12 protein-coding genes are annotated in these 13,197 nt (G+C 66.7%); all 12 read left to right on the top strand.

The features are described 5' to 3' along the window. The first annotated feature begins 232 nt into the window (after nucleotides 1-232). The 12 genes from A9976_RS16070 to trpA all read left to right on the top strand — a co-directional run bounded on the left by A9976_RS16070 (nucleotide 233) and on the right by trpA (nucleotide 13,188). Nucleotides 233-1,177, top strand: a complete 945-nt coding sequence (locus A9976_RS16070) for a LysR substrate-binding domain-containing protein (protein ID WP_012207033.1) — start codon at nucleotides 233-235, stop codon at nucleotides 1,175-1,177. Nucleotides 1,178-1,242: 65 nt separating this feature from the next. Beyond that, complete coding sequence (gene leuC, locus A9976_RS16075; RefSeq protein ID WP_183019827.1) at nucleotides 1,243-2,664, top strand: 3-isopropylmalate dehydratase large subunit; 1,422 nt, start codon at nucleotides 1,243-1,245, stop codon at nucleotides 2,662-2,664. Between the two features lie 31 nt (nucleotides 2,665-2,695). Then, complete coding sequence (locus A9976_RS16080) at nucleotides 2,696-2,821, top strand: entericidin A/B family lipoprotein (protein ID WP_012207035.1); 126 nt, start codon at nucleotides 2,696-2,698, stop codon at nucleotides 2,819-2,821. Nucleotides 2,822-2,841: 20 nt separating this feature from the next. Then, nucleotides 2,842-3,495 carry a 3-isopropylmalate dehydratase small subunit gene (gene leuD, locus A9976_RS16085; RefSeq protein ID WP_183019828.1) on the top strand — a complete coding sequence of 218 codons (654 nt, stop codon included), beginning with the start codon at nucleotides 2,842-2,844 and terminating at the stop codon, nucleotides 3,493-3,495. Nucleotides 3,496-3,591: 96 nt separating this feature from the next. Next, nucleotides 3,592-4,662, top strand: coding sequence for a 3-isopropylmalate dehydrogenase (gene leuB, locus A9976_RS16090; RefSeq protein WP_012207037.1), 1,071 nt, complete (start codon nucleotides 3,592-3,594; stop codon nucleotides 4,660-4,662). Between the two features lie 76 nt (nucleotides 4,663-4,738). Next, the gene (locus tag A9976_RS16095) at nucleotides 4,739-4,951 is read left to right on the top strand and encodes a hypothetical protein (protein WP_183020053.1); all 213 of its coding nucleotides are present in this window, start codon (nucleotides 4,739-4,741) and stop codon (nucleotides 4,949-4,951) included. 99 nt (nucleotides 4,952-5,050) lie between these two features. Beyond that, on the top strand, nucleotides 5,051-6,163 hold the full coding sequence (asd, locus tag A9976_RS16100; protein ID WP_013801017.1) for an aspartate-semialdehyde dehydrogenase: 1,113 nt from the start codon (nucleotides 5,051-5,053) through the stop codon (nucleotides 6,161-6,163). A 388-nt stretch (nucleotides 6,164-6,551) separates the two neighbouring features. Continuing rightward, a complete protein-coding gene (locus A9976_RS16105; protein WP_409049546.1) occupies nucleotides 6,552-9,431 on the top strand; it encodes a FimV/HubP family polar landmark protein in 2,880 nt (959 codons plus the stop codon). Nucleotides 9,432-9,544: 113 nt separating this feature from the next. Then, complete coding sequence (gene truA / locus A9976_RS16110) at nucleotides 9,545-10,393, top strand: tRNA pseudouridine(38-40) synthase TruA (RefSeq protein ID WP_034396664.1); 849 nt, start codon at nucleotides 9,545-9,547, stop codon at nucleotides 10,391-10,393. Nucleotides 10,394-10,425: 32 nt separating this feature from the next. After that, entirely contained in the window at nucleotides 10,426-11,148 is a 723-nt protein-coding gene (locus A9976_RS16115; RefSeq protein ID WP_013801014.1) for a phosphoribosylanthranilate isomerase, read from the top strand. Then, on the top strand, nucleotides 11,126-12,382 hold the full coding sequence (trpB, locus tag A9976_RS16120; protein WP_183019830.1) for a tryptophan synthase subunit beta: 1,257 nt from the start codon (nucleotides 11,126-11,128) through the stop codon (nucleotides 12,380-12,382). The genes A9976_RS16115 and trpB overlap by 23 nt, the downstream gene beginning before the upstream one ends. Next, entirely contained in the window at nucleotides 12,379-13,188 is an 810-nt protein-coding gene (gene trpA / locus A9976_RS16125) for a tryptophan synthase subunit alpha (protein WP_183019831.1), read from the top strand. Before trpB ends, trpA begins: the two co-directional genes overlap by 4 nt. Nucleotides 13,189-13,197: the final 9 nt, after the last annotated feature.

The following is a 13,197-nucleotide window of genomic DNA, read 5'->3' on the forward strand; positions in this document are numbered from 1 at the left end:
TTTTTGCAGCAATCCATGCAGGCGACTGGCGCAAAGATTGACAAATTCTTTCAGCATGCAACCGGTGTTCCGGCGGGCATGACTGCCTGCAGCCATCGCCAGGGGGCATGACCCTCATCTCCATGGAATCGCACGACATCACCAAAGACATCGCGCTTGAAGATGACAGATCAATGCTTTGTGCGAGAAAATCCATCCAGCTTCTCCTAATGAGAAGCCTGAACCCCACCACATGAAGAATTCAGAGCGCAGTTTTGCACGGCGCATAGACCTTACCTCCCTGCAACTGTTCGTGGCTGTCTGCGAACTTGGCAGCATCGGCCGCGCGGCCGAGCGTGAGTTCATTGCAGCCTCGGCGGTGAGCAAGCGCCTGTCCGATCTCGAAGCCACGGTGGACACAGCCCTGCTGTACCGGCACAGCCGTGGCGTGACCTTGACGCCGGCCGGCGAAAGCCTGCTGCACCATGCCCGCAACGTGCTGTACGGCCTGGAGCGCATGCAGGGCGAGCTGTCCGAGTACGCCGACGGCGTGCGCGGCCATGTGCGCATCCACGCCAACATGTCGGCCATCGTGCAGTTCCTGCCGGAAGACCTGGGCGTGTTCGCGCGCAAGCACGGCCAGGTAAAGATCGACCTGCAGGAGCAGCTCAGCCCCGCCGTGCTGGCTGCCGTGCAGGAAGGCACGGCCGACATCGGCATCTGCTCCATGGCGTACATGCCGCTGGGCAATGGCCAGGCCACACCCGTGCTGCAGCACCGCCCCTACCGCGAGGATCGCCTGGTCGTCGTGGTGCCCGAGCAGCACGCGCTGGCGCACAGCGACAGCGTGGCCTTTGCCGATGTGCTCGAATGGGACATCGTCAGCCTGCAGGCCGGCTCCTCCATCAGCCTGGCCATGCGTGCGGCCGCCGCACAGGCGGGGCATGCGCTGCACCAGCGCATCCAGGTCACCAGCCTGGATGCCATGTGCCGCATGATCGACAACGGACTGGGCGTGGGACTGATCCCCGACCGCGCCTTCGAGCTCATGCACGGCGTGGGCCATCTGCGCGCCCTGGAGCTCAGCGACGACTGGGCACGGCGCGAGCTGAGCATCGTGGCGCGTGACTTCGACGCGCTACCCGTCACGGCCCGCCTGCTGGTCGAGCACCTGAGCCCGCCGGCCAGCGCATCCTGAAGGCCACCTGGCCGCTGGATGCTCCCCCAAAGATTTCCCCACGACACCAACCATTCGAGAACGCCATGGGACGCACCCTCTACGACAAGATCTTCGACGAGCACGTCATCCACACCGAGGATGACGGCACCGCCGTCCTCTACATCGACCGCCACCTGGTGCACGAAGTCACCAGCCCCCAGGCCTTCGAAGGCCTGCGCATGGCCGGCCGCAAGCTGTGGCGCATCAGCTCCGTGGTCGCCACGGCCGACCACAACACCCCCACCGACGGCTGGGAGCGCGGCTATGACGGCATTGCCGACCCCATCAGCAAGGAACAGATCACCACGCTGAACACCAACATCGGCGAGTTCGGCTCTGCGGCCTTCTTCCCCTTCATGGACAAGGGCCAGGGCATCGTCCACGTCATGGGCCCCGAGCAGGGCGCCACCCTGCCCGGCATGACCGTGGTCTGCGGCGACAGCCACACCTCCACGCACGGCGCCTTCGGCGCACTGGCCCACGGCATCGGCACGTCCGAGGTCGAGCACGTGATGGCCACCCAGACGCTGCTGGCCAAGAAGGCCAGGAACATGCTGATCAATGTCATCGGCAAGGCGGCCCCCGGCATCACGGCCAAGGACATCGTGCTGGCCATCATCGGCAAGATAGGCACGGCCGGCGGCACCGGCTACACCATCGAGTTCGCCGGCGAAGCCATCCGCGACCTGAGCATGGAAGGCCGCATGACGGTCTGCAACATGGCCATCGAGGGCGGCGCACGCGCCGGCCTGGTGGCCGTGGACGACAAGACCATCCAATACGTCAAGGGCCGCCCGCTGTCCCCCACCGGCGCCGAATGGGATGCCGCCGTCGCCTACTGGAAGACGCTGCACTCCGATGCCGATGCGAAGTTCGACCGCGTGGTCGAGCTGCAGGCCAGCGAGATCGTGCCGCAGGTCACCTGGGGCACCTCGCCCGAGATGGTGCTGGGCGTGGATGGCCGCGTGCCGGACCCCGACAAGGAAAAGGATGCCAGCAAGCGCGGCGCCATCGAACGCGCGCTGACCTACATGGCGCTGGAGCCCGGCAAGGCCATCGACGACATCTTCGTGGACAAGGTCTTCATCGGCTCGTGCACCAACAGCCGCATCGAAGACATGCGCGAGGCCGCCGCCGTGGTCAAGAAGCTGGGCCAGAAGGTGGCGCGCAACATCAAGCTGGCCATGGTCGTGCCCGGCTCCGGCCTGGTCAAGGAACAGGCCGAGCGCGAAGGCCTGGACCAGATCTTCAAGGCGGCAGGCTTTGAATGGCGCGAGCCCGGCTGCTCCATGTGCCTGGCCATGAATGCCGACCGCCTGGAGCCCGGCGAGCGCTGCGCCTCCACCAGCAACCGCAACTTCGAAGGCCGCCAGGGCGCGGGCGGACGCACCCACCTGGTGAGCCCCGCCATGGCCGCGGCCGCCGCCATCCACGGCCACTTCGTGGACATCCGCAGGTTCTCCTGATCCGATCCCGCAACTGCCCCGCCTGCACACCATGAAGCCCTCCTTCTCGATCCTCCTGATCGGCCTGGCCTTCACCCTGGCCGCCTGCAATACCGTCAAGGGCATTGGCCAGGACGTGCAAAGCGCGGGCAGCGCCATCGAGCGCGCCGCCCGCTGAACCCTGAATCCGATACAGCCATGCAACAATTCACCGTGCACAAGGGCCTTGTCGCCCCCATGGACCGCGAAAACGTCGATACCGACGCCATCATTCCCAAGCAGTTCCTCAAGTCGATCAGGAAGACCGGCTTCGGCGTGAACCTGTTCGACGAATGGCGCTACCTGGACCATGGCGAGCCTGGCCAGGACCCGGCCTCGCGCAAGCCCAACCCCGACTTCGTGCTCAACCATCCGCGCTATGCGGGCGCCTCCATCCTGGTCGCGCGCAAGAACTTCGGCTGTGGCTCCAGCCGCGAGCACGCGCCCTGGGCGCTGGACCAGTACGGCTTTCGCGCCATTCTGGCGCCCAGCTTTGCCGACATCTTCTTCAACAACTGCTTCAAGAACGGCCTGCTGCCCATCGTGCTGCCCGAGGCCACGATCGACACGCTGTTCAACGAGGTCGCGGCCTTCCCCGGCTACGAGCTGACCATTGATCTGGATCGCCAGGTGATCGTTCGCCCGCAGGGCGAGGAGATCCCTTTCGATGTCATCGCCTTTCGCAAGTACTGCCTGCTCAACGGCTTCGACGACATCGGCCTGACGCTGCGCCATTCCGACAAGATCCGCGCCTACGAGGCCGAGCGCCTGGCCACCAAGCCCTGGCTGGCACACACGCTGGTGCAGCGCTGATCGATCTCCACTTGCGCGCATCAATGGGCCGCAGGCGTTGCTGAACCAGCCGCCGGCGGCCTTCCACCATCCGAACAGTCTCTCAAAAGGAACACCATGAAAATCGCAGTCTTGCCCGGTGATGGCATCGGCCCCGAAATCGTTGCGGAAGCCGTGAAGGTGCTGGGCGCCCTGGGCCTGGACTTCGACATGCAGACGGCCCCCGTGGGCGGCGCTGCCTACGAAGCTGCCGGCCATCCGCTGCCCGAATCCACGCTGAAGCTGGCCATGGAGTCCGACGCCGTGCTGTTCGGCGCCGTGGGCGACTGGAAGTACGACACGCTGGACCGCCCGCTGCGCCCCGAGCAGGCCATCCTGGGCCTGCGCAAGCACATGGGCCTGTTCGCCAACTTCCGCCCGGCCATCTGCTATGCGGAACTGACCCACGCCTCCAGCCTCAAGCCCGAGCTGGTCGCGGGCCTGGACATCCTGATCATCCGCGAGCTGACCGGCGACATCTACTTCGGCCAGCCGCGCGGCCGCCGCGTGGCCACCGATGGCCACTTCCCCGGCGCCGAGGAAGCCTTCGACACCATGCGCTACTCCAAGCCCGAGATCGAGCGCATCGCCCATGTCGCCTTCCAGGCCGCGCAAAAGCGCAGCAAACGCGTGACCAGCGTGGACAAGGCCAACGTGCTGGAAACCTTCCAGTTCTGGAAGGACGTGGTCACCGAAGTGGGCCAGCAGTACCCCGATGTGCAACTGGACCACATGTACGTGGACAACGCCGCCATGCAGCTGGTCAAGGAACCCAAGCGCTTTGACGTGGTGGTCACGGGCAACATGTTCGGCGACATCCTGTCAGACGAAGCCTCCATGCTGACCGGCTCCATCGGCATGCTGCCCTCGGCATCGCTCAACTCCAGGGGCCAGGGCCTGTACGAGCCCAGCCACGGCTCGGCCCCCGACATCGCCGGCAAGGGCATTGCCAATCCGCTGGCCACCATCCTGTCGGCCGCGATGATGCTGCGCTTCTCGCTGAACCAGGAAGCCGCCGCACAGCGCATCGAAGCCGCCGTGCAAAAGGTGCTGGCCCAGGGCCTGCGCACGGCCGATATCTACAGCGAAGGCACGACCAAGGTCTCCACCCGCGAGATGGGCGATGCCGTGGTGGCCGCACTGGCCTGATGTCCATGACGGCCGCCAGCCTCCAGGCTTGCGGCCGTCCCTGTGGCGGGCAGGTGCTGCCCTGCTCTGCCACAACATGGCAAAACGTCAAAATAGACGTCTACTTTTCGCCGATTCGACGAATATATTCATCAAAACAGACATTCTCTTTCCTGGCGTATTCGCTAGAATGACGTCTCTTATGTTTGCCGCCCACCCGTTCCTCCTGCTGAACATTGCACCCGCCGCCCTGGCTGGTGCGGCTGCGCGCGCGATCACCTCCACAACCATTACGACAATCAAAGGCTGACCCAGCCCGGTTCGTCGTGCGCCCTCACCTGGCCCAGACGAGCCGGGCGACAACAGTCTTGATCAAGCACTGTTTTCACACTGAAAGGGCGTTTCAAAAATGAGCAAGCAATTGGTAGGCCTCGTCGGCTGGCGCGGCATGGTCGGCTCCGTGCTGATGGACCGCATGCAGGCAGAGGGCGACTTCGACCTGATCGAGCCCGTGTTCTTCTCCACCTCCAACGCCGGCGGCAAGGCCCCGGCCATGGCGAAGACCCACACCGAGCTGCGCAATGCCAACGACATTGCCGAGCTGTCCAAGTGCGACATCATCATCACCTGCCAGGGCGGCGACTACACCAAGGAAGTCTTCCCCCAGCTGCGCGCCTCGGGCTGGAACGGCCACTGGATCGATGCCGCGTCGTCGCTGCGCATGGAAGGCGATGCCGTCATCGTGCTCGACCCCGTCAATGAAGGCCTGATCCAGTCCAAGCTCGCCGCGGGCGGCAAGAACTGGATTGGCGGCAACTGCACCAACTCCATCCTGCTGATGGGCCTGGGCGGCCTGTTCAAGGCCGGTCTCGTGGAATGGGTCAGCTCCATGACCTACCAGGCAGCCTCCGGTGGCGGCGCCAACCACATGCGCGAACTGCTCAAGGGCATGGGCGTGGTGCACGCTGCCGTGGCCGACGAACTGGCCACGCCCGCATCCGCCATCCTGGACATCGACCGCAAGGTGGCCCAGACCATCCGCACCGACGTGCCCACCGAATTCTTCGGCGCACCGCTGGCCGGTGGCCTGATCCCCTGGATCGATGCGCAGCTGGACAACGGCCAGTCCAAGGAAGAGTGGAAGGGCCAGGCCGAGGTCAACAAGATCCTGGGCACCGAGCAGACCATCCCTGTCGACGGCCTGTGCGTGCGCATCGGCGCCATGCGCTGCCACAGCCTGGCGCTGACCCTCAAGCTCAAGAAGGACCTGCCCCTGGAAGAGCTGGAAGCCATCATCAAGTCCGGCAACCCCTGGGTGAAGTGGGTTCCCAACGACCGCGCCATCACGGTCAAGGAACTGACCCCCGCCGCCATCACCGGCGGCCTGGAAGTCGGCGTGGGCCGCGTGCGCAAGCTGAACATGGGCCCCGAATACCTGTCGGCCTTCGTGATCGGTGACCAACTGCTGTGGGGCGCCGCCGAGCCGCTGCGCCGCATGCTGCGCATCCTGCTCGCCGCCTGAGCATCGCCGGCTTGAGCCAGCACAAAAAGCGCCATGTCCCGGGCCGGGACATGGCGCTTTTTTCGGCTTTAAGCCCTGTGCAATTGGGCACAATGCCCAGGTCTCTTGTCCATTGGCTGTAGGTGGTTGCCTACAATCACCAAAGATACATTGTGTTTCTTCTCGTTGCCGTTCGACAACAACTATTGGCGTTCGCCGGCAACCAGACGCTTGCGATCCTATAGCGTGGCCGACAATGCGACCCAAGCACCTTGGTAGATGGCGTGCCATCTATCCCCGGGTAAATTTCAATTACATGTGCAAGCGCAGGCATTCCGACAATAACAATAGTGCCTGCCCAATTGCATCCACACAGGTTTGACGCTTTATGCATCGTTGGAAACTCTCTGTGCTGGCCACTGCGGCCGTCGTCTCGGTCGCACTGCCCGCCTCCGAGGCCTGGGCACTGGCTCTGGGCCGGGTGAACGTGCAATCGGCCCTGGGCGAGCCCCTGCGTGCCGAAGTCGAAATCCCCCAGATCACCGCCGCTGAAGCCGAAGGCCTGCGCGTGGGCGTGGCCTCTCCCGGCGTCTTCCGCACCCAGGGCATGGAGTACAACGCCACCGCCAGCCAGGTGCGCGTCAGCGTGCAGCGCCGCGCGGATGGCTCGGCCGTGCTGCGCCTCACAAGCACACAGCCCGTCAACGAACCCTTTGTCGATCTGGTGATCGACGCCAGCTGGGCTTCGGGCAACCTGCAGCGCAACTACACCCTGCTGCTGGACCCGCCCACCCTGCAAAAGCTCCCGCCTGCCGTGACGGCTGCAGCCCAGGCCTCGGCACCCGAGCCTGCCGCCGCGCCGCGCCGCGCAGCAGCCCCCGCCCCATCGCAAGCCGCGGCGGGCAACACCGAGGAAAGCCGCCCTGCGCCAGCAGCCCAGCGCCGTGCCGCCCCGGCGGCCCGCGAGCGCGCCGCAGCGGCCCCCGCGCCATCCGAGGCCTCCGAAGTCCGCATCAAGACCGGGGACACGGCAGGCCGCATCGCCGCCGCCCACCTGCCAGCCGGCGTTTCGCTGGACCAGATGCTGGTGGCCATGCTGCGCACCAACCCCAAGGTCTTCATCAACGGCAATGTGAACCGCATGCGCTCCGGCGCCGTGCTCACCGTGCCGGACGAAGCCACGGCCCAGGCCACCTCGCCGCGTGAAGCGCGCCAGATCGTTGCCGCCCAGTCCCGCGATTTCAACCAGTTCCGCCGCCAGTTGGCCAGCGCCGCGCCGGCCGCGCCCGTGGCATCGGCCAATCGTGAAGCATCGGGCAGCGTCCAGGCCCAGGTCGAAGACCGCAAGCCGTCCACCGCAGCGCCCGACAAGCTCACCCTGTCCAAGGGCGCCGTCAAGGGCGTGGAGGCCGACGAGCGCCTGGCCAAGCAAAAGCAGTCCGACGACCAGGCATCGCGCACGGCCGAGTTGCAGCGCAACATGTCCGAGCTGAGCCAGATCGCCGCCGCCACCAAGCCCGCCGAAGGTGCTGCTGCAGCACCTGCCTCGGCAGCCAGCGGCACGGCAAACGGCGTCGCTGTGCCGGGCGCGCCGACCGTGCCTGCAGCGCCTGAAGCTGCAGCACCCCAGACAACTCCCGCGGCCCCGGCAGCGCCTGCCGATGCAGCTGCTGCGGCCGCTGCGCCCACCGCTGCTCCAGACGCCGCAGCCAATGCCGCCGGCTCGGCAGCGCCCGCAGCAGAAACCGCGCCCGCCACACCCGCTCCAGCCGAGCCACCCAAGCCCAAGCCGGCACCCGCTCCCGCAGCACCGATCGCCGAGCCCAGCTTCATCGATACGCTGCTGGAAGATCCCGCCATCCCGCTGGCCGGTGCTGCCCTGCTGGCCCTGCTGCTGGGCTATGGCGGCTACCGCGTCATGCAGCGCCGCCGCGCCGCTGCCGCCTCCAGCGAAAGCGCCTTTGGCGACAGCCAGCTTGCAGCCGACTCCTTCTTTGGCGCCAGCGGCGGCCAACGCGTGGACACCGGCACATCGAGCCAGCTGTCAGGCACCTCCATGCATTACTCGCCCAGCCAGCTTGATGCGGGCGATGTGGACCCTGTGGCCGAAGCCGACGTCTACCTGGCCTATGGCCGCGACCTGCAGGCCGAGGAAATCCTCAAGGAAGCCCTGCGCACCGACCCCAACCGCACCGCTCTGCACCAGAAGCTGGCCGACATCTACGCCAAGCGCCACGACCGCAAGGCCTTCGAGGCCGTTGCGCAGACCCTGCATGGCCTGACCCAGGGCAAGGGCGTGGACTGGCAGCGCCTGGCCGACCAGGGCCGCATCCTGGACCCGGAAAACGCCCTCTACCAGCCTGCGGGCTCCGCGCCCCTGTCTGCTGCCGCCGTTGCCGGTGGCGCCACGGTGGCTGCTGCCGGACTGGCTGCCGCCTCGCTGGCCACCAGCCGCCCCCTGGACATGGATGTGCATCGCGAAGGCCCTGCCACCCTGCCCATGGACCTGGACATGGACCTCAACATGGACCTGCCTGGCGGCCTGGCCGATGCCAGCCTGCCGGCGCAGCACGCCAGCCCCCTGCCCGCACCGGCCCCCATGCCCAGCGAACAGGACTTCGCAGCGCTGGAGCCCACGCTGCGCGCGCCGCTGGAAGCCACGCCCTCCGCAAAGGACGACACACCTCGCATCGAGCCCCGCGTCGAGCCGCCCGTTGCATCGCTGGACATGCCCGGCTTCCAGCCCACGGCCCACGCCTCGCTGACGGACGCCCTGAACCACAGCAACGCCATGGACGACATGCGGCCGACCGAGATGCTGTCGCTGGACATGCCCGGCTCGCAGGCGACCGACAGCTTCCCGGCCACCGAGCCCTCGCCCCTGACCAGCTCCACCACGGACGACAGCCACGCCAAGACCGAGCTGCTGTCGCTGGACGCCATGGAGTTCAACCTGGAAGGGCTGAGCACGGCGACGCCTGCCCCAACACCGGCAACGCCACAGGCAGGCGGCGTGCTGGAGACGGCGGCCGAGGCCAAGCCCGAACCGGCCGAGTCGCTGGAATTCGACCTGGGCAGCCTCTCCCTGGACCTGGGCAACGACACCCCTGCCGTCGCAACCCCGCCATCGGCCCCTGAAGACCCGCTGGCCACCAAGCTCGCACTGGCCCAGGAGTTCAACGCCATCGGCGACAGTGACGGAGCCCGTACACTGATCGAGGAAGTGATCGCCGAGGCCCACGGCGATCTCAAGGCCAGGGCCCAGCGCCTGCTGGCCGAGATAGACTGAAGCCCGGCGGTGCCTGCCCAGGCGCCGCGCCGGTTTCGTGTGACAGCGTGGTGCAAGCCGCCATGGAAAACTGACAACTTGATGCACACCCAACACATGCCGGAGGCCTCGCCATGCGCGTAGCCCTCGGCGTCGCCTACAACGGCCAGCGCTACAGCGGCTGGCAAAGCCAGCTGTCTGGCAACACCATTCAAGACCATCTCGAAGCGGCCCTGGGCCGCTTTGCCGCTCAGGAGGTGCACACCCTCTGCGCGGGCCGCACCGATGCAGGCGTGCACGGTCTCATGCAGGTCGTCCACTTCGATACGCCGCTGGACAGGGCCCCGTTCTCCTGGGTCCGCGGCACCAACACTTTCCTGCCGCCGGACATTGCCGTGCAATGGGCCCAGCCCGTGCCCGATGCCTTCCATTCGCGCGCCTGCGCCACGGCAAGGCGCTATGCCTATGTGCTGCTGCAATCGCCCGTGCGTCCCAGCGTGGAGGCTGGGCGCGTGGGCTGGGTGTTCCATGCGCTCGATGGTGATGCCATGCAGGCCGCCGCCCGGCACCTGCTGGGCGAGCACGACTTCAGCTCGTTCCGCGCATCGGGCTGCCAGGCCAAATCCCCCGTCAAGACGCTGCACCGCCTGTCCATCACCCGCCGCATGGCAGGCGATGGCGCCCAGATGGCCGCAGCCAGCTCCATGCGGCCCGGCGACGCGGCCATGGAATGCTGCTACTGGCGCTTCGAGTTCGAAGGCAGCGCCTTCCTCCACCACATGGTGCGCAACATCATGGGCTGCCTGATCGCCATCGGCCAGGGCGCGTATGCGCCGCAGTGGATGCAGCAGGTACTGGACGCCCGTTCCCGCGATGCCGCCGCGCCCACCTTCTCGCCCGACGGCCTGTATTTTCTGGGCCCCGTATACGATCCTTCATGGGGCCTTCCTTCGCGCAGCCCGGCCTATGATTGGCTCCCGTGAACGGAGAAGACCTCCCCCATTCTTCAGCACCCATGCAGCGCACTCGAATCAAGATCTGCGGACTTACCCGCGAACAGGACGTGGACGCCGCCGTGGCTGCAGGCACCGATGCCGTGGGTTTTGTGCTCTACGCCCCCAGTCCGCGCGCCGTGACGGTGCAGCGCGCTGCAGAACTGGCGCGGCGCCTGCCGCCTTTCGTGACCCCGGTGCTGCTGTTCGTCAATGAAAGCGCCGCCAACGTGATGGCGGCCTGCGCCGCCATCCCGGGCGCCTGCGTGCAGTTCCACGGCGACGAGTCCCCCGAGGACTGCCTTGCCGCCACATCGGGCGGCACCCGTGCCTTCCTGCGCGCCGCACGCATTCCCCTTGGTCCCGATGCCGCGCGCTTCGACCTCGTAGAATATGCCCAGCGTTACTCGAAAGCCCAGGCCATACTGCTCGACGCCCATGTCGACGGCTATGGTGGTGGCGGAAAAGCATTCAATTGGTCACTCCTTCCACCAAACGTCGCCTCTCACCTCGTTTTGTCTGGTGGACTCACGCCTGCAAACGTGACCGATGGCATCTTGCAAGTGCGCCCGCGAGGACTCTCGCTGGCCGTTGATGTCAGTTCCGGCGTCGAGGCCGATGGTCCCGACGGCAAGCCCCTCAGGGGCATCAAGGACGCCGGCAAGATACACCGTTTCATCGCCGCCGTGCGCGCGGCCGATGACCAACTTTTGCAGACAAGCCATGTTCGAATACCAGTACCCTGACGCATCTGGCCACTTTGGCCGCTTCGGCGGCAGCTTTGCCAGCGAAACCCTGACACACGCTCTGACCGAGCTGCGCGACGCCTACGCCAAGTACCAGAACGACCCGGAATTCGTTGCCGAATTCCAGTCCGAGCTGGCCCACTTCGTCGGCCGCCCCTCGCCCGTCTACCACGCGGCACGCATGTCGCGCGAGATGGGCGGCGCGCAGATCTACCTCAAGCGCGAAGACCTCAACCACACGGGCGCGCACAAGATCAACAACGTGATCGGCCAGGCCATGCTCGCCCGGCGCATGGGCAAGCCGCGCATCATTGCCGAGACCGGCGCAGGCCAGCACGGCGTGGCCACGGCCACCATCTGCGCGCGCTACGGCCTCGAATGCATCGTCTACATGGGTGCCGAGGACGTGAAGCGCCAAAGCCCCAACGTCTACCGCATGCGCCTGCTGGGCGCCACCGTGGTGCCGGTGGAGTCGGGCAGCCGCACGCTCAAGGACGCGCTCAACGAGGCCATGCGCGACTGGGTGGCCAACGTGGACAACACCTTCTACATCATCGGCACCGTGGCCGGCCCCCATCCCTACCCGGCGATGGTGCGCGACTTCCAGAAGGTCATCGGCGAGGAGTGCCTGACGCAGATGCCCGAATTCCTGGGCGTCGACCGCCAGCCCGATGCCGTGGTCGCCTGTGTGGGCGGCGGCAGCAATGCCATGGGCATCTTCCACCCCTACATCCCGTTCGAGAACACGCGCCTGATCGGCGTGGAGGCGGCCGGCGAAGGCCTGGACAGCGGCAAGCACTCGGCTTCGCTGCAGCGCGGCAGCAGCGGCGTGCTGCACGGCAACCGCACCTTCATCCTGCAGGACGAGAACGGCCAGATCACCGAGACGCACAGCATCAGCGCCGGTCTCGACTACCCCGGCGTCGGCCCCGAGCACGCCTGGCTGCAGGAACTGGGCCGGGCCCAGTACGTGGGCATCACCGACCAGGAGGCGCTGGACGCCTTCCACTACCTGTGCCGCACCGAAGGCATCATTCCCGCCCTGGAGTCCAGCCATGCCGTGGCCTATGCCATGCAACTGGCCAAGACCATGCGCGCCGACCAGTCCATCCTCGTGAACCTGTCCGGTCGCGGCGACAAGGACATCGGCACCGTGGCCGACCTCTCGGGCGCCGATTACTACGACCGCCCCTCCATGCGCGGGCTCACGGTCAAGGGAGGAGCAGCTCAATGAGCCGCATCACCACAACTTTCGCCAAACTCCAGGAAGACGGCCGCAAGGCCCTGATCCCGTACATCACCGCGGGCTTCCCGTTCGCGGCCATCACGCCCTCGCTGATGCACGGCATGGTGGAGGCCGGCGCCGACGTGATCGAGCTGGGCGTGCCCTTCTCGGACCCCATGGCCGACGGCCCCACCATCCAGAAGGCAGGCGACCGCGCCATCGCCAATGGCGTGGGCCTGGTGCAGGTGCTGGCCTATGTGCGCGAGTTCCGCCAGAAGAACCAGACCACGCCCGTGGTGCTGATGGGCTACGCCAACCCGGTGGAGCGCTACGACCAGATCCACGGCAAGGACCGCTTCGTGGACGATGCGGCCGAGGCCGGCGTCGACGGCCTGCTCATCGTGGACTACCCGCCCGAGGAATGCGAGGCATTCGCCGCGCAACTGCGTGCGCGCGACATGGACCTCATCTTCCTGCTGGCGCCCACCTCCACCACCGAGCGCATGCAGCAGGTGGCGCGCGTGGCCAGCGGCTATGTCTACTACGTCTCGCTCAAGGGCGTGACCGGGGCGGGCACGCTCGACACGGCGGCCGTGGAAGCCATGCTGCCGCGCATCCGCGAGCATGTGAGCATTCCCGTGGGCGTGGGCTTCGGCATCCGCGACGCAGCCACGGCCCAGGCCATTGGCCGGGTGGCCGACGCGGTGGTCATCGGCAGCCGCATCATCGAGATGCTGGACGGCCAGCCCCACGAAAAAATCGTCCCCCTGACCATCGACTTCCTGCGCGGCGTGCGCAAGGCACTCGACGCGTAGGTCGCATAA

The sequence above is a fragment of the Delftia sp. UME58 genome, assembly GCF_014170385.1.
Taxonomy (GTDB): Bacteria; Pseudomonadota; Gammaproteobacteria; order Burkholderiales; family Burkholderiaceae_C; genus Comamonas; species Comamonas acidovorans.

Bases quoted from the DNA above. Each gene is read 5' to 3' on its own strand.
- truA (WP_034396664.1), top strand. From the start codon at position 9,545: ATGCGCGTAGCCCTCGGCGTCGCCTACAACGGCCAGCGCTACAGCGGC.
- A9976_RS16080 (WP_012207035.1), top strand. From the start codon at position 2,696: ATGAAGCCCTCCTTCTCGATCCTCCTGATCGGCCTGGCCTTCACCCTG.
- asd (WP_013801017.1), top strand. From the start codon at position 5,051: ATGAGCAAGCAATTGGTAGGCCTCGTCGGCTGGCGCGGCATGGTCGGC.
- trpA (WP_183019831.1), top strand. From the start codon at position 12,379: ATGAGCCGCATCACCACAACTTTCGCCAAACTCCAGGAAGACGGCCGC.
- A9976_RS16115 (WP_013801014.1), top strand. From the start codon at position 10,426: ATGCAGCGCACTCGAATCAAGATCTGCGGACTTACCCGCGAACAGGAC.
- trpB (WP_183019830.1), top strand. From the start codon at position 11,126: ATGTTCGAATACCAGTACCCTGACGCATCTGGCCACTTTGGCCGCTTC.
- A9976_RS16070 (WP_012207033.1), top strand. From the start codon at position 233: ATGAAGAATTCAGAGCGCAGTTTTGCACGGCGCATAGACCTTACCTCC.
- leuB (WP_012207037.1), top strand. From the start codon at position 3,592: ATGAAAATCGCAGTCTTGCCCGGTGATGGCATCGGCCCCGAAATCGTT.
- leuD (WP_183019828.1), top strand. From the start codon at position 2,842: ATGCAACAATTCACCGTGCACAAGGGCCTTGTCGCCCCCATGGACCGC.
- leuC (WP_183019827.1), top strand. From the start codon at position 1,243: ATGGGACGCACCCTCTACGACAAGATCTTCGACGAGCACGTCATCCAC.
- A9976_RS16095 (WP_183020053.1), top strand. From the start codon at position 4,739: ATGGCAAAACGTCAAAATAGACGTCTACTTTTCGCCGATTCGACGAAT.